Raw genomic sequence first — 15,488 nt, forward strand, 5'->3', positions numbered from 1 at the left:
CAGTATCTTCCACAGTGATGTGCCCCCCACAGGCTTGTTTTGGAGCCAACTGAGTTGCAGCACTGTTCAATGGCAGGCCGCAGGAAACTCCATAATCTCATGAACGAAGGGACCCGCAACCTCGTTCCGCCCTGACGGCATCAGTGGAGTTGGCTGTCCGCGGTCGTAGCCCGCCAGGAGTGAAAGGGTACGGTCAACCCTGCGCGGGTTGGCGCGCAGGTGAAGGGCCCGGCGGCGGCGACCACGTCAGGCGCCAATGGCACAACCCGGACCAGCTGGAGTTCGTTGTCGCCTGAGGCCGCCCGGATGGTCAGTGCATCGCCCGAACGGCTGACCCTCATGCGGACCCGCCCGCCATTCCATTGCGGGACCGGCGCCAAGGACCAGTCAGAGAAGCGGTCCGTGACCACGGCACCCAGTTGAGCGGCGCCGTCGGCGAATTCAACGCCCGCCTTGATCCAATGCTCGGCGGTGACCCGGATGAAGATGCCCGCTTGGTCGAACTGGTGGGAGAACGCAGCAGTGAACTCAACCTCCATGGCGCTGTCCTGGGGAAAAGGGGCAAGCAGCGCGTGCTCTGTGTCGTGGATAAATCCGTAGGACGTGACGCGCCAAGCGTCGCTGCTTTCGGCCGCAGTCACCAGCAAGTCACCTGCCTGCTTGACGACGGCGGCCGGCTGGTTGGTCCACTCGCCGCGGTTCCAGGGGATCTCGATGTTCACGGGGCTCCTCGGGGTTGTGGCACGTACAGTTCCACAGCTTAAGGGCCTCCAGCCTCGTTGCCCTTCAGGGACTCAGCAAACTGCGTCTCGGGACGTTGTTTGGCCGCGGGCAGGTCGGTCCGCTGGCGCCGCTGAATCCATCGCGTAACGAAAAAGAGGACGAGCCCGATTCCCAAGAGGATGCCTGCGCGCAACCAGATTTCCGGGCCTTGCTGGAACAGGAGGAGAACGCAGGAGGCCAATGCCAGGCATGGAATAACCACTGGGACGCGGAAGTGCTGGTGTTCCACCTTGTCTTTGCGCAGCACCAGAACAGCCATGTTGGTACTGATGAAGACGAACAGGAGAAGCAGGACCACCGTTTCGGCGAGGGAGCCGAGGTCGCCGGTGGCGGTCAGTGCCATTGCCGCCAACGTGGTCACCAGAATGGCTACCCACGGGGTGCGCCGCTGGGGGAGGACCTTGCCCAACCCGGCGGGAAGCAATGATTGCTCTGCCATGCCGAATGCCAGGCGACTGGCCATGATCATTGTCAGCAGGGCACCGTTGGCTACGGCAATGAGGGCGACCAGACCGAAGAGCCAGTCCGGAACTCCAAAACCAGTGGCCTGGACAACTTGCAGCAACGGACCTGAAGAACTGTTCAATTCACTCGAAGGCAAGGCAATGGATGAGGCCAAGCCGATGAGAATGTAGATGGCCCCGGCAGTCAACAATGCCCCGAAGAGTGCCTTGGGGTAAACGCGGTGAATGTCCCGGACCTCTTCGGCAACGTTGGCAGAGGTTTCAAAGCCCACGAACGAGTAGTACGCCAGCAGGGATGCGGCGAGGATTCCTGCTCCGGGGGACACTGCGGGGTTGAACTCAAGAACGCGGGAAGCATCGCCGTCTCCGCGGCCGAACATCAGGCCCACCAAGACGATCACCAACACCAGGCCTGATACTTCAATGATGGTCATGACCACATTCGCCCTGACGGACTCCTTGACCCCGCGTGCGTTCAGGAGAGCGATCAACAACAGAAACACCAGAGCCGTGGGGGTGGCTGGTACGTCCAGGAAGGGCTTCAGGTAGTCCCCGGCGAAGGCGAGGCTCAACCCTGCTGCGCTCGTCACCCCGGCGGCCAACATGGAAAAGCCCACCAGGAACGAAACCAGTGGCACTTTGAAAGCCCGCTCAGCAAAGACTGCAGCCCCGCCGGCCTTCGGGTACTTTGTCACGAGCTCCGCGTAGGAGGCGGCGGTGAGCATGGCCAGGAGCAGGGCCAACGCCAGCGGAATCCAGACGGCGCCTCCCACTTCGCCCGCAACCTTCCCCATCAAGGCGTAGATGCCCGCACCCAGTACGTCGCCGAGGATAAAAAGGAAAAGCAGTGGGCCGGTAATCGACTGCTTGAGTTTTGACGTCTGGGGCTTTGCCGGGCTGTTCATGGGAACAGATAGTACATGAAGCTAAGTAACCTTACTAAATCAGTTGGTGCGCCCGGATGCGCCGTGACGCCTCAGTTCCCACGTGGTTTTGACCCCGCGCACGGCCAGGACCACTGCCAACGTTGACATCACCAGCACAACGGCCGAAACGGCCACGATCATCACACCCGCGATGTGAATCAGCAGGACGGCGGACATTACCAGGGTGTGCGCGTCGAAGAGTTCCATGATCATTTCTCTCGAGATGTGGGCGTTAGCGGTCCAGGGGCAGACCTGAGGAGGTGCCTCGATGCCCGCACACCGTTATGAGGGGTGCGGGTATCGAGCCAAACTGAGTTGCTACTCCGCGTACTGGATGCTCGTCATGAGGGCTTTGAGCTTGCTGTATTGCTCGGTTTCCATCCAGGTCGCAGCACTTTCAGTGGACATTGAAACCTCGATGTTGGCAGTCGCTTGGGCTGCACCGTTGCCCATGACCATGAAGCTGTGGGCTGAGGCGCTGCCCGGGCCCTCGGTCATGAATTCCTTTGTCACCACCCCCATGAAGTACCGGGATATTGCGGGGTCGAAGGGGTATTCGTCCCTGAAGAACGCGAAGTGGGATGCTCCGTCCCGGCTTTCGAAATCGGTCAGTTGCTGGGAGTCGAGGATGGTGCGGTTCACGGGGCCGGCCACGATGCCGCCGAAAACACCGCTGGCGATCTCCGCTACCTTAACGCCCATCTCGTCATGGATATCGGCTATGACCGTGTGGCGGCCGGCACCGTAGAAGTCCATGGGTATTTCCTCAGTGTGGACGGTCCAGCCCGCCGGCAGCAGGAAGGAGATGTGTCCGTCGGGGAAAGTGAACAAGCCGGTCTGCGGGTAGCTGGGCGAGACGTGTGGCGTCGGTACGGCGGGAGTCGCCGGGGTTATTTCAGGAACGGCGGGAGGAACGGTCGACGGCGGAATGGTTGCCTGCGGCGCCGGTTCAACCTGCGGTGCCGGATCAACCGGCGGCGCGGGAACTACAGGCGCGGCCGGTACAACGGGTTCCGCTGCCACGGCGGGAGCTGTCGGCGCTGCCGGGGCTGGGACAATTACTTCCCGCACGGGAGTGATCACAACAGGATCCCCGGGTAGTGGTAAGACCTCCGGCTGGCTGGGTTGCGCTGGGGCGCTGTCTTCGAAAGATGTGGCAGCGAGTGCTTCTTCCAGCGGAGCTGCAGGGAGCTCGACCACGCCGCTGGTTTCTTCTGCTGCTGTTGTGAATGAACTGCTTGCGACCGGAGCGGACGGCGCACAGGCTGCGAGCGTGAGTGCAAGGGTCAGCGTTGCGAGGGTGGCGTACTTGGCATATCCGGATCGGCGGTACTTCATTTTGGGTTCCTTCCCCCACGGAGTGATCGAGCAATTCTTGCGCTCAAACATGTTGTTTCCGGCAAGGAACTTTTGATTACACCCTTTTAGAAAGTCTTTCGATTGAGCGTTCCACTTGCACGGGCGTGGCCATCGCGGCCGGCACCTTGGGAACGGGCCGGGCTCCGACATGACGCTCGCGGGCAAGGCGCTCTTCAAGCCACTGTGTGGATAGGCTTGGCGGAGTTCAGCTGATGGGGGCAACGGAATGCGTCGTAAAACAAAATTGGGCTTCGCCCTGCTCGCGTTGCTCACGCTCACAGCCGCGGGCTGCGACGAGCGGTCATTTACCCGTGACTATGCCCGGTCCGTGCCAAACTCCGTCATTCAGGTCGGCGAGAAGAGGGACAGGACCTGGGAGTACGTGGACCGGGACGGCGTATCGAGGGAACTCAACACCTGCGAAGACTTGAGCCCGTGGAACGGCGCCTACAGCTGCAAGTCCCCTGACGGCACAGTGGAACTAACCTTCAGTTCGACTAAACGCATGCGGAATCCCACGCTTCACGTCGGCGACGAACAGGTGCCTCTCTACTGCACTAACAACGGATTCTGGGGCGACGGGCTGAGGTTCTGTGTACCGGCATCGGACCCTGCCGTCCCGCCACAGCCGGTTCCTCGCCGCGACCAGCGCTAACGCGGCTGAAAAGCCAAGCGTCGACGGCGGCTGGCCGCCGCTGTGGTCAACCAGTGCTTCTGCCGGATTCGGGTGACGCCCGGATCGACTTCCTTTCCGCTGCCTAGGGCCGCCCCGGAAGCTGCGCGGCAAACAAAAGGACGGGCCCGAAGTACGCGAGGTATATGACCGTAATAGCCAAACCGACAAGAAACCAAAGAGTCAGCTTGCCTCGAAGCGTCGTCCGGGTCTTCTCTTCATGGAGGAGTTCAGAAACGACGTAGTCGTCTTTGTACCTCGGCAGGGCCATCCGTGTACTCCTCACCAAAAGCGTAAGGAACAGCATCGCTACCAGTAAGAGCAGGCATACAGCGATGAGCACTATTGCCCCAACAATAATTAGTTCCAGAGTCATTCCGCCCCAAACGGATTGTGTTTTCATCGTTGACGCCACCATACTGTGGAACGGGCAAGGCGACGTCGCAAAACCGCGTGAGCGAAATGGGGATAGGTGGCGTGGATTAGTTAAGAGCCAACCTCAGCCATCAAAACGAAGAACGGTCCGCCACGCACGAAGATGTGGTGACGGACCGTTCTCGGTTGCTACTCGATGATAAGACGTCGAGTGAAGTCCTTGACCTTAGAGCCAGACTCCCGTGCTGGAGTATCCAATCTGGATGGTCGAGCCAGTGGGCAGAGCCCCTAGCGGCTGGCTGATGACGACTTCAATCATCGTGACGATGATTGCATTGGATGACTTGGTGACCTTGTGCAAAGTCACTTGGCCGAGCCCCGGGACCTGCACCACGGTGTTCGGGGCAACTGAGGCACTGATAGCCGGAAGCCCGGCAATCTTGAGATTTGTGAAAGTTGATGTGTCCGTCAGCGTCGCTGTGGCTGCACCCGCCGCTCGGGTGGCGCTTGTCTCAGCCTTGATGGCATCAGCCCGGATCAGGCCGTTGAGCACGTTAAGCCCTGAAAGGGAGTTCGTCACCACGCTCTTCGGTTGCGGGGTCAGGACGCCGCTGGTCTTGGTTGAAGACGCCCCAACTGTTAGGAGGCCAGGGATGTTGACTCCAGCTACGTTCGCGGACCCGGCTCCGCCGCTGCACCCGACGTAAACCACTGCCGTCGGACCAGAATTGAGGAGTCCGGAGGCCAGCACCGCCTTTGTGGTGAAACCTGTACCGGATAGGAAACCCGCCTGGGCAGGAGTCAGGTTTGCGCTGCTAACACCAAGTCGGATGTCCGTTCCGATCTTGAGACCAGGCAGACCGGCTTTCAGGACTTCAACACGAAGCGCTGTGGTTGACACTTGATATACCCCGTTGACCAGGCGCTTCTCCTGACCGTTAAGCGTGATCTTGCCGACCGATCCCACCAGGGGAACGCTAAGATCTAGCACTGTGTTCGCGCCGGGGTTGGCACCAACCGCGACGCCCAAAACCTTCAAGTCAGCAATGGTCGTTTTGTTCATGCCGGAATAGGCGCCGGCGGTGTTTTTCTCGGCAGCACTTTCGGAAGTAATAGCGCCAGCGGTAACGAGGCCACCCAAGAGGTTGGTTCCGTTGATGGTGGATCGGCTTTCGATACGCTTTCCCGTGGTTGTTAGCAGAGTCTTAACACTGGTTGTTGCTGCCCCGACGTTGCCTACGGCAGGAACTGCTAGAGCCGCCGCGGTATTCGAGGAAGTTCTTCCGGTGGCACCGGTGCAACTCATACTTGAACTCGCCGTCGGACCAGACGTCAATGTCTTATCAGTATTGAAAATGTAGGAACCGTACGCAGTACCGGAGAATCCGGTGGTGATCTGCGCTGGTGTGGTGGCGGCAAAGGCCGGGGTAACCGACCCGGCAAGGGCAAGCGTAAGTGCGCCTACCAATGAAACCCGCAAACGTTTCATGTAGTACTCCCCAGAATTTATTACACGATCCCGTAAGGTGCTTACGATTGTGCTCACCGTACAGCCCGAGAATAGTCCCGAACAAGAGTTCTCCCTCTTTCTGCAGAAAATTCAACTTCGGTTTCGTAAAACGACGTTTGGGATGAACACTCACTCCATTTGGGGGGAGGGCTTTAAAGGCGTGCTCTACGCCGTGGACGGAAAGTCCTGGCCCTCTGCTCTGGTTCATAGCCCCCTTGTCCGTCCCGAAAGCACTTGAGGCGCGCTGGTGGGGCATTGGCGAGCATCAAGAAGGACTCTATTACTGCTTTCCGTGAGGGGAACGTACGGCATCGATGAGCCCACAACCCAACGCCAGGGTCAAAGACGTGCCCGTGCTGTCCCAATATCGGATCTAAGAGGGCGATTTCGTTGAGATTCTGCCAGCAGGGTTGGACTCCGCCGTAGGCGATAGACAGTCCCTCCGCGACTGATTCATGTCCCGGTCCTCGGATCCATCTCGAAGCAACGCGCCAAGACAAAAGTCCGGATACAAACGACACGAGTGATATTACCTTCTTTGCCGGAACGGCAAATCCGACGAGACCGACGCCATGCCCAGTTGAAACGAAAGTGTCCCGCCTGATGGGGGATCAGGCGGGACTCATCAACCATAGCCTCGCTAGCTGGTGGTTCGCCGGGTGCCCTTTGCCCTCGTCCCGCGAAGGCTCTGAGCGTACGCTGGCCCTATGGAGTCCGAGGTCCGGACTGTCGCCGTGCGCACCGGTATCAGCGTCCCCTGTTTCGTACAAGGTCGCCTTGAACAAACAGCCAACGACGGCGGCACGCCCTTAGTCCTGTTGCACGCCTGGAGCGAGTCCTGGCGCAGTTTTGAGCGGCTGATTGCCTCAGTTCCGGACATGACCGTTGTGGCACCGGATCTTCGTGGGCATGGTCTTGCCGAGAAGCCTCCCGGCGGTTATTCGCTGGTGGAGGTGGCCGAAGACGTGGTGGCTCTGTTTGATGCGTTGGGTCTTGTTCGTGCCCACGTGGTGGGTTCGTCCAGCGGGGGATATGTTGCCCAACAACTAGCCGTGATGCATCCGGAACTGGTGGCTTCGCTGATTTTGGTGGGGGCGCCCTTGAGCCTCCACGGGAAGCCGGCGTTCGCCGCCGAAATGGAGTCGCTGACTGATCCAATTTCAGAGGAGTGGGTGCGCGGGTCTTTGTCCTGGTACCGGCTGCTTCACACAGTTCCTGCTTCCTACATTGAAGACCGGGTACAAGACGGTCTGGCCATGCCGGCGGCTATTTGGAAGGAGTCGCTGCGCGGCTACTACGAAGCGGTGCCGCCGACGGAATCAGGCACAATTTCAGCACCTGCCTTGATTCTTTGGGGCGCCCACGACCATCTGGTTCCTCGGCATCATCAGGAGACCCTTGCCAGCCGCATTCCGGGATCGCGCCTCAAGATCTATGAGGAGACCGGTCATCTGGTGCTGTGGGAGTGCCCGGAGCGGGTGGCGGGGGACGTGCGGGAGTTTCTGGGTGGCGTGCGGGGCGGCTGGTCCTGATCATTTAGGGCCAGCCGTCCTTTACCTCTGATGGCTGAGTGCGTTAGAGAATGGCCGTCATGCCGTTCCAACCGACGCCAATTTTGCTCGCCGTCGGCCAGTAGAACCCCCCGTGCCCCGAATACAGCCAAAGCTCGCCTGATGAGTTTCGGGCGAGGATGTCGGGCCATCCGTCACCGTTGAAGTCGCCTGGCCAAGCTAAGGAGTTCATCACATTCCAACCCTGACCAATTGTTTGCCGGGGAACCCAATAACCTGGTCCGGGGTAGAGCCAGAGCGCACCGGCGCCATCACGGGCGGCCATGTCAGGCGAACCATCACCGTTGTAGTCCCCGATCCCAGTGATTTCAGACAGGCTGTTCCAATCAGCAGCATGCCAGTGTCGCGGCAGCCAACCGCCGCGCCCATCTGCTCTGTACAACCAGATAGTGCCTCTGCTGTCACGCGCAGCAATATCAGGTGGTCCGTCGCCCTTAAAATCGCCGACGGCCGTGATCTCTGTCATGACGTTCCAACCCTGCCCCACCTGACTACGGGGCAGCCAACCGCCGGAGCCGTCGCCTGGGTACAGCCACAACGTTCCGCCGCTGTCGCTGGCCAGAACGTCGGACTTTCCGTCGCCGTTGAAGTCGCCAGGAGAAATTATGGTGGTCATGACGCTCCAGCCCTGTCCCACCCTGCTGCGAGGCAGCCACCAACCCGAGCCGTCGCCGGGATAAAGCCAGAGCACGCCTGCACCGTCCCTGGCTAAGACATCGGATTTACCGTCGCCGTTGAAGTCATTTTTTACCGGGGCGGAAACGGACCCATCAATGATCGTCATGTTCCACCCCTGGTCGGTGATATAAGCCCTATGAGTAATTTCGTTGACAGCGCCAACGCCAGCACTACCGCCAGTATTGACGATTGAGGTGCTGTTGTTTGAACCGTTGAAGATAGTGGTTCCGCTCCCTGACGGGGCGTAGACCTTGTTGTTGCCTTCATTCACAATCAGGTCGGTGATTCGCGTCGGGGTTCTGAATTCAGCCACGTGCGTCGCATTTCCCCCGTCAATGACCTGAACGAACCTGTCTGCGGAGCTGCGTTCTACTTCTACGTAGATCTTGTTGGTCGTCTTGTTTATCGCTAGCCTGCCCACGGGGTACGACGATGGGATGGAAGTCGAGACAGTGTCCGACGTGCCGTCAATGACGCGGATACCGGCGCCGTACTTGGTGGACGTCGTGAAATAAATCATGTTGGTCGCGGGATTCACCGCGATGGAGAGTATTCCGCCGGTGCCGATGTTGATCGAGGAGCTGACGGCCCCGGAATTGATGATCGTGATGGTGCCGTCACTTACAACATAGACCTTGTTGGTCGCGGAATTCACCACGATGTCCTCCACGACTCCGGCAATTGGCAAGAGCGTGGTGGCCTGCGTTGCACCGTCGATGATCGTGAGGGTGTTGGTGCTGCCGAGGTAGATTTTGTTGGTATCTTCATCAACGGCCAGAACGTTCCCTTTCGCGAGAATCCGCTCGGGCTCGCCGTGAGTAGCGCCATCCACCACAGCAACATAGTCGTAGTTGGTGCTGACATAAATCTTATTTGTCGCGGTATTCACAGCGACATCCGAGGTATAAAAAACCGGAATGTGGCGGCCTCCAGCAGGACCACCGTGCACATACATTCCCTCTTGAGTGGTGACATACACCGTATTGGTCACGGGGTTCACCGCAATGCTGTCCGGCACATGGCCCACTCGAAAATTGTCCGTGACTCTATCGGCGTGCGCTGTCGAAACAGGACTTGCCAGCAGGGATGCGCACGCCAATACGAGGATGAGTTGGAGGGCAAGCATTCGGCGACGAAGCCGACGTTTGTTCCTCGCTGCATGCGAGCTATCCAATAGAGCAGCCACTTGATCCCCCAATTTGAAAACGGAACGCTTCACTGTTGGAATTCTAAGGGGCTCAAGTCCTGACTGTGTCTAGAGACAGACGCGAGTCAACGACAGAACATGCGGTGGCCAAACGTCCCGCCTGGATGCGAAGGACAAATCGTCACACCAAACAACGCTGGCGGAGGCCAGCTAGACAGTCCTCCATTATTGCCGGCTATGCAGATGCCAGCCGCGTGAGCTCTGCAAGGAAGTGATGGTTGGCCGCCTGGGTGTAGTGATACGGTTGGCGACCCCACCGGTGGTCGGGTGCAGCCATGGGTGCTCCCCCCGGGTAGTCTATGAATCGAACTCCGGGGGCCTTTCCAATTTCTTGGTACAGGTCATAAAGGAGTTTGTTATTTCTGTCGAACCACCGTGATCGTGGGAACGGCACTCCGTCTGTGTCAACAGTTGCCCAGTAAACCCGGTTTACAACGATCTTCTTAGGGTCAACGACATTAAGAAGTGCCTGTATCCCCTGAAATCTTCGGGCAATCCCAGTTTCGCTCCACGGCTCGTGGACGTCGGCCGGCACCACCGAGTATCCAGTTGCCTTAAGTTCAGCAGATTCAGTAATTGTCGTCCCGCTGAGCTCGATCGTATTCATGCGTTCATCAATAAAATCAACAACAAGGACGTCATAATCCGTAGATGTTAGAAGGCCGGGAAGAGACTTGCTGATATCGGATTGAAGCATTCTCTGCTGGAACTGGCTCTGCAAAGAGCCGACTTCCGGCAAGGGGGTCTCTGGGGGCAGGGGATCGCTAAATGCGCTGCCCAACGACGAGCGAGCGAAGTAGCCCTTTAGCTCAAAGTCGTTTGGCGTTTCAAATGGATCCCGGGATACGCAACTCCCGTAAATGAAGACTGATGGCACTGGCTCAGCCTACACGACAGCAGATTGTCCACCTTCACCGATGCCCGGAAGAGGTGGAGGACTCGAACGACATCAGCACTGTCATGCGGGGGCGAGCTTCAGGCTGTTAACACCAGCAAATGCTCAGGCGTGGTGTCATCAGTTCAGGCAGCAAGGGCGGCTGTACCCCATCCGTACTATCCTTGGCTGATGACCACCGAAACCCGGCCCAGCAGTAATTATGAAGCATGGCACATTGACCTGACCCGCTGGGACTCGGTCTCTGAGTTCGCCGCCAACGGGCCATGGGCTGACGGCGTGCATACAATCAGCTTGGGCGACGGGCCCTCCTTGGACTTGATGATCGTGGGACAGCCTCACACGTCAGGTGCTGTCATTCCGGTTTTCTTCAACGGTGCTGTATCGGCGCGTGAAACAAAGACTGGGCCCTTCTTCTCTGGATCCCGATTGGCAACCAAAGGCGGATTTGGGTTCATCGCAGTTTCCGACCCTTCACTTGGTCTCGACCCTTCGGTTGGGCTGGCATGGTATGCAGGCAACCGGTACAGCGACGTTCAAGACCAGATAACGGCAGTTCTGGCCTCAATCGCTGCCAGAACTGAACGGGAGCTACTGTTCATCGGGGGCTCGGGTGGAGGGTTTGCGTCCCTCTACTACGGAGGAAAGCTAAGTACGGTTGCATCCGCCATCGTGTGGAACCCCCAAACGGAGATTCAGAAATATAATCCAGCTTTTGTTGAAAATTACATGCAGCATGCCTGGGGTGGGGAAGAGAACTGTACTGCGCAAACGTCAGTCGTTGGCTCGCTCCCAAAACGGCTCGTCTATATGCAGAACGCAAATGATTGGCATGTCTCCGGGCACACGCAGCCTTTCCTTGAGGCCGGACATTTCACCCACCGTGGCCGTGGTGTCTTCGTGAAGGACTCCGCAGTGGTGTGCTTCGCCTCGTATGGTGACGGTCATGCACCACTTCCGGAAGGGCCTCTGACGGCGCTCATACACCAGTTCCTTGACCCGGGGACTACTGCGAGTCAAGCTGTTGATGCCATGCTCGCGCGCCATGCGACTTCCTGGAGAACCCCCGAGTGGTCACACCCTCATCTCATCACCGTTGAGCAAATGGAAGTGCCGCTTATCTCTTAGTCAGGGCACCCAGCCTTTGACCGCCTTGTGGAGTTGCAGAGCCAGACCCCGTAGACGCAGCGTGCCTACGGGGTCTGCTGTCACGGCGAGCCGTCCTCGGCAGTTTAGTTGCCTTTCTCTAGGGCGTGTGATGTTACATACGCCCCGAGCTGATCCTTTGAGAGGGCCGTGGCAATCTCTGAGATAGCAGTGTTGTCCGGTACAACGATTGACTGGCCGTCAGCTGAAGTACCGGTTCCAAGGGTAGGCAGGGTGAACATCACGGTGTCACTGGCGCGGAGGTCTCTCATTCCCAAGGCGAGGGTACCGATTGCAGCGGCGTCGAAACTCTTGTCAACGCTAACAAAGGGCGAAACTGCGCTGACCATGCTGTTGACGGTCACAGGGTTAGTCAGCGTCTCGCGGGCGATGGTCTTGCTGATGATTGCTTTCATGTAAGCCTGCTGGTTTCGCACTCGCTGATAGTCCCCATCGCTGAAGGACATACGTTCACGGACAAAAGCCAGCGCTTCGTCACCATTCAGGGTCTGCTTGCCAGCCTCGTAATAGTGGCCCTTCATTGGCCCCTTTGCTGGTGCGAAAGGAATCTTGACATCGACTTCTACTCCACCCACGGCGTCGGTGAGCCCTTTGAAGCCTTCGAAGTCGACCATGGCCACATGATCGATCCGTTGCTTAAAAAGCGATTCGACGGTTTGCACCATGAGCGGGACGCCGCCTTGGGCGAGAGCCGAATTAATCTTCGACTCGCCCTTTCCGGGGATGTCCACCCAGAGGTCTCGCATTAGGGACACAGCGTAGACGTTTTTACGGTCAGCCGGAATATGTACGAGCATCAAGGTGTCAGCCCGCTGATCAGTCGACGCAGCAGTGTCAACATCGAGTTCAGCTGAGCCGCGCGTATCGCTGCCCATCACCAGGATGTTCATCGCCGCGGTGCCATTGATGGGTTCTGTTTTTTGAGGCCGCGTGGACTCTTCCGGAAAAGCCGTCTCGATCTTAGTGGTGCCCGAATTGAACGTCTGTGCCAGGTTTGCCACGTATATGCCGCCAACGAGGCCAGCCACCAGCACAGCTGCCGCGAAGCCCAGGAGCACGTTGCGCGCGGTTTTCTTACCCTGTTTCTGCCGCCTGGGACGGGACTCGGCAGGGGTATTTTCGGTGTCTGTCGGGAGCGTCATGAGTTCCTAGGTGTCGGCATCAGCAGGGATGATTCTATCAAGTGGCAAAAGCAAGCGGAGCATCGGAGATGTCGTCATATCTGCTGGGTGCCGCATCTAGGGAAGTTGGGAATGAAACTCGACAGATTCGACGCCCCAACCATTGATGACCCTAACGGAGTAAACTCTCGAGGCGTTAACGGTAGTTGAACCGACAGAGAGCGTGATTTTCTCCAGTTTGGGATTCAGGCCTCTCCGGAGTCCGTAGGTGGCATCTGAGTCGCTGGCCACTGCCGATTTTTCGAGCGGCTGTCCTCCGCCTCCGGTCCACTTCACACGTGCACTGCCTCCCCGTATGTTAAAGCCGACGATTTGCAGTTCACCAGTTCCCGGCCGGAAAGACGTATCCGTAATGATGGGCGTCGTGAGACTCCTCTCGACTTGGCCTTTTAGCGGCGTACCGGTGCCCTTGCAGGTGAAGTAGGAGTCCCACATGAACGAGATAACCTTCTTGGCGTTGGCCACTTGCTGAAGTTGGCGATCGATCCGGGCCTTGGTTGTCTGCCCTCGCAGACTATCGCCACAGGTATTCAGTTTTGTAGCTGGCGCCATCCCTTCCAGATTGGCCCAAAGTACAGCGTTCGTTCCGACCGTCCCAGCAGCGGCCGCTGTGTAGTAATCACGGTTTGGTGCCAAGTATTTAGCACCCCAAGAGCCGTTTCCCACGATAGTTGCTGCGAATGGGTCAACCAGGGAACCAGCTTCGCGGCTGGTGAACGCCCCTCCTTTGCCGGTGCCCATGCCGTCCTGCACGGCAATGTTAAGGACAAGACCCTCCGCAGTCTGAGCAATTCGTTTGGTACCCAGGCGAGCCTCCTCGGCGCTGATGCCGGATTTCCCCACCCGAGCCTCAATATAAGGACTGACAATTGCTTGTCTTGTCGGGAGGATGCGCTTGATGGCGCGGTTCTGATTCTTGTAGAGGGCCAGGATCGAGTCGAACGTCAGGCTGTCTGTCAAGGGCATTTCAGTGTGATGGTAGAAACCAGCCAAGCCTCCAACGTTGTTAGCGGACGCTTGATACTGCAGGAACCTCTCGGTAAAGAGACTAAGAGTCGTCTCGTAGGAAAGATCCGGAAGATACGTCAGATCCTTCCTCTTCACAGGTGCAGGCATACCAGCGAAGTACTTCATGCCGAGTTTCGTGGCGGCTGCCGCTAGAGACCGGGAAGGGTCCGAAGCCGACGAACTACTCCCACCGGTGACAACAACGTCATATTCTCCGTTGGGAGAGTTGCATGAACTCCCGACGGCAGGCAGCACCAGAAGTAAGTAGGACTGGCCTTTGTTTGTGACTTTGCGGTCTCTGGGGCATTTAAGGGCAGTGTCGTTCCAGTTGCTGCCGTCCAGAAAAGTGAAGTAGCGATTAACACTTACGGAATCTGCGGCAACCGAGGCGCAGTTCCTCCCATCGATAACGCAATCCGAGGGGATCGTCTCGAGCGACGCCGGGCGGAGAGACGTTCCGAAAGTGATTACCGTGTCACCCCCGAACTCCTTGATGTCTGCCAGCTTCTTGTAGTTAGTGGCATCTCGTGAGCTCCCAGCAATGAAATACCCGCTAATGGGATATCTGGGCTCTGATGGTTTTTGATTTGGAACGTCTGCCTTGCCTGGGGCGGGCGTTGTGGTCGCCACAATATCGCCGGGCGCTTCACGTTCAGTGATGCCCGCGCCGGCTCCCAAGACCAGAATGATCAGGAGACACATTAAGGCTGCGATGAGAGGCAGAGTTCCTTGTGAAAGCCGCTTCAAGACCGATCGTCGGGACAGCTCTTCAGTGTTGTGAACCTTGCGTAGCGACATGGATTCCTTGCTATCGGCTTGTGCAGCTTCGACTCTAGCAAGTGCCGCCGTAGGTGGCGTGGAGGAAGACAGGAGACATCCCGGTGAGCTCAGCGTCGGTAACCACATCGCGGAGGTGACACTAATCCATACGGTAAACTAATCCGGGTCGCCCTCCGACGGTGGACGTCCGCTGTCGCCGTGACTCTGGCGGTCAGGGCAGAACTTGTGTGCTTAGCGCGCACCGACGAACGTACAACGGGGGAAAGATGGGTAAGGTAATCAGACGCGTTCAAGCCGTAAGTGCCGTCGTGATGCTGGCTGCTCTTGGATTCTTTGGCGTCCACCCTGCGATGGCCACGCAAACGGAACCTGGCCCCGGGCAAGAGACTGAACAGCCAGTCGGCCCGACGCTGCCCACGCTGCCAGCAGTGACACCTCCGGTTTTTGAACCAGAGCCCAGCCCGTCTGCTCCAGCCCCTGAGACACCTGCGCCGCCGGCAGATCCCCCTGTGGCGCCTCAGCCGGTTGCTCCACCTGTCGTGGAGCCTGCTGCCCCTCCAGTTTCACAGCCGATAGCTCCGGCAGTTCCGCCGGAGACAAACCCCATCCCGGCCGAAGTCGAGGTCCCGAGTTATGTGGTAGAACCGCAGGCACCGGCTGAGGTAGTCTCGCCCGTGCCTACTGAGACGGCGCCCACTCCGACTCCAACGCCGGTAGCCACCCAGGCAGCAGCCCCTCCCGTTGCCAGCGCCGACATCGCGGGACCCCTCAAAGTTGCGCTGGCGCCGGTTTCTGATAGCAACCCATTGGTTCAGGGACTGACGGTCCTGGTTCTTATCCTTCTGGGCGTTGCTTATTTCCGTGCGTTGCGTTCAAAAGGGGTTCCCGGCCCCCGCACCAACGGCAAATAG

The 15,488-nt window shown here is 58.5% G+C and carries 14 protein-coding genes; 4 read left to right on the plus strand and 10 right to left on the minus strand.

What is annotated here, in order from left to right; genetic code table 11:
* Positions 1-140: 140 nt before the first annotated feature.
* The 4 genes from ACIQLI_RS03455 to ACIQLI_RS03470 form a co-directional block, all read right to left on the minus strand.
* Positions 141-722: a DUF1349 domain-containing protein gene (locus ACIQLI_RS03455; protein WP_400385019.1), complete on the minus strand. Its 582-nt coding sequence runs from the start codon at positions 720-722 to the stop codon at positions 141-143.
* A 38-nt stretch (positions 723-760) separates the two neighbouring features.
* Positions 761-2,152 carry an APC family permease gene (locus tag ACIQLI_RS03460; RefSeq protein WP_400385021.1) on the minus strand — a complete coding sequence of 464 codons (1,392 nt, stop codon included), beginning with the start codon at positions 2,150-2,152 and terminating at the stop codon, positions 761-763.
* 39 nt (positions 2,153-2,191) lie between these two features.
* Entirely contained in the window at positions 2,192-2,380 is a 189-nt protein-coding gene (locus tag ACIQLI_RS03465) for a hypothetical protein (protein WP_400385024.1), read from the minus strand.
* A gap of 111 nt (positions 2,381-2,491) precedes the next feature.
* Positions 2,492-3,511 carry a hypothetical protein gene (locus ACIQLI_RS03470; RefSeq protein ID WP_400385027.1) on the minus strand — a complete coding sequence of 340 codons (1,020 nt, stop codon included), beginning with the start codon at positions 3,509-3,511 and terminating at the stop codon, positions 2,492-2,494.
* 247 nt (positions 3,512-3,758) lie between these two features.
* Between ACIQLI_RS03470 and ACIQLI_RS03475 the strand changes: the two genes are divergently transcribed.
* Positions 3,759-4,187 carry a hypothetical protein gene (locus ACIQLI_RS03475; protein WP_400385030.1) on the plus strand — a complete coding sequence of 143 codons (429 nt, stop codon included), beginning with the start codon at positions 3,759-3,761 and terminating at the stop codon, positions 4,185-4,187.
* A 103-nt stretch (positions 4,188-4,290) separates the two neighbouring features.
* On the opposite strand, the gene ACIQLI_RS03480 is transcribed toward ACIQLI_RS03475, so the two are convergent.
* The gene (locus ACIQLI_RS03480; RefSeq protein WP_400385033.1) at positions 4,291-4,476 is read right to left on the minus strand and encodes a hypothetical protein; all 186 of its coding nucleotides are present in this window, start codon (positions 4,474-4,476) and stop codon (positions 4,291-4,293) included.
* 330 nt (positions 4,477-4,806) lie between these two features.
* Positions 4,807-6,069, minus strand: a complete 1,263-nt coding sequence (locus ACIQLI_RS03485; RefSeq protein ID WP_400385036.1) for a choice-of-anchor P family protein — start codon at positions 6,067-6,069, stop codon at positions 4,807-4,809.
* 728 nt (positions 6,070-6,797) lie between these two features.
* Between ACIQLI_RS03485 and ACIQLI_RS03490 the strand changes: the two genes are divergently transcribed.
* On the plus strand, positions 6,798-7,622 hold the full coding sequence (locus ACIQLI_RS03490) for an alpha/beta fold hydrolase (RefSeq protein WP_400385039.1): 825 nt from the start codon (positions 6,798-6,800) through the stop codon (positions 7,620-7,622).
* A 43-nt stretch (positions 7,623-7,665) separates the two neighbouring features.
* On the opposite strand, the gene ACIQLI_RS03495 is transcribed toward ACIQLI_RS03490, so the two are convergent.
* Both ACIQLI_RS03495 and ACIQLI_RS03500 read right to left on the minus strand, forming a co-directional pair.
* Positions 7,666-9,558 (minus strand): FG-GAP-like repeat-containing protein, encoded by a 1,893-nt coding sequence (locus ACIQLI_RS03495; protein ID WP_400385041.1) that lies wholly within the window; start codon positions 9,556-9,558, stop codon positions 7,666-7,668.
* Between the two features lie 163 nt (positions 9,559-9,721).
* On the minus strand, positions 9,722-10,423 hold the full coding sequence (locus ACIQLI_RS03500) for a DUF6270 domain-containing protein (RefSeq protein WP_400385043.1): 702 nt from the start codon (positions 10,421-10,423) through the stop codon (positions 9,722-9,724).
* A 189-nt stretch (positions 10,424-10,612) separates the two neighbouring features.
* Between ACIQLI_RS03500 and ACIQLI_RS03505 the strand changes: the two genes are divergently transcribed.
* Positions 10,613-11,569 carry a hypothetical protein gene (locus ACIQLI_RS03505; protein WP_400385045.1) on the plus strand — a complete coding sequence of 319 codons (957 nt, stop codon included), beginning with the start codon at positions 10,613-10,615 and terminating at the stop codon, positions 11,567-11,569.
* Positions 11,570-11,673: 104 nt separating this feature from the next.
* On the opposite strand, the gene ACIQLI_RS03510 is transcribed toward ACIQLI_RS03505, so the two are convergent.
* Both ACIQLI_RS03510 and ACIQLI_RS03515 read right to left on the minus strand, forming a co-directional pair.
* On the minus strand, positions 11,674-12,750 hold the full coding sequence (locus ACIQLI_RS03510; RefSeq protein ID WP_400385047.1) for an LCP family protein: 1,077 nt from the start codon (positions 12,748-12,750) through the stop codon (positions 11,674-11,676).
* Between the two features lie 96 nt (positions 12,751-12,846).
* Positions 12,847-14,595: a hypothetical protein gene (locus ACIQLI_RS03515; protein ID WP_400385049.1), complete on the minus strand. Its 1,749-nt coding sequence runs from the start codon at positions 14,593-14,595 to the stop codon at positions 12,847-12,849.
* 656 nt (positions 14,596-15,251) lie between these two features.
* Here ACIQLI_RS03515 and ACIQLI_RS03520 point away from each other — a divergent pair.
* On the plus strand, positions 15,252-15,488 hold the full coding sequence (locus ACIQLI_RS03520; RefSeq protein WP_400385051.1) for a hypothetical protein: 237 nt from the start codon (positions 15,252-15,254) through the stop codon (positions 15,486-15,488).

This window comes from Paenarthrobacter sp. NPDC091669, assembly GCF_044756725.1.
GTDB lineage: Bacteria > Actinomycetota > Actinomycetes > Actinomycetales > Micrococcaceae > Arthrobacter > Arthrobacter bambusae_C.

What these genes read in the sequence shown, in the direction of transcription:
- ACIQLI_RS03465 (WP_400385024.1), bottom strand. Translation starts at nt 2,380, where the DNA reads ATGGAACTCTTCGACGCGCACACCCTGGTAATGTCCGCCGTCCTGCTG.
- ACIQLI_RS03515 (WP_400385049.1), bottom strand. Translation starts at nt 14,595, where the DNA reads ATGTCGCTACGCAAGGTTCACAACACTGAAGAGCTGTCCCGACGATCG.
- ACIQLI_RS03475 (WP_400385030.1), top strand. Translation starts at nt 3,759, where the DNA reads ATGCGTCGTAAAACAAAATTGGGCTTCGCCCTGCTCGCGTTGCTCACG.
- ACIQLI_RS03460 (WP_400385021.1), bottom strand. Translation starts at nt 2,152, where the DNA reads ATGAACAGCCCGGCAAAGCCCCAGACGTCAAAACTCAAGCAGTCGATT.
- ACIQLI_RS03510 (WP_400385047.1), bottom strand. Translation starts at nt 12,750, where the DNA reads ATGACGCTCCCGACAGACACCGAAAATACCCCTGCCGAGTCCCGTCCC.
- ACIQLI_RS03485 (WP_400385036.1), bottom strand. Translation starts at nt 6,069, where the DNA reads ATGAAACGTTTGCGGGTTTCATTGGTAGGCGCACTTACGCTTGCCCTT.
- ACIQLI_RS03505 (WP_400385045.1), top strand. Translation starts at nt 10,613, where the DNA reads ATGACCACCGAAACCCGGCCCAGCAGTAATTATGAAGCATGGCACATT.
- ACIQLI_RS03480 (WP_400385033.1), bottom strand. Translation starts at nt 4,476, where the DNA reads ATGGCCCTGCCGAGGTACAAAGACGACTACGTCGTTTCTGAACTCCTC.
- ACIQLI_RS03470 (WP_400385027.1), bottom strand. Translation starts at nt 3,511, where the DNA reads ATGAAGTACCGCCGATCCGGATATGCCAAGTACGCCACCCTCGCAACG.
- ACIQLI_RS03490 (WP_400385039.1), top strand. Translation starts at nt 6,798, where the DNA reads ATGGAGTCCGAGGTCCGGACTGTCGCCGTGCGCACCGGTATCAGCGTC.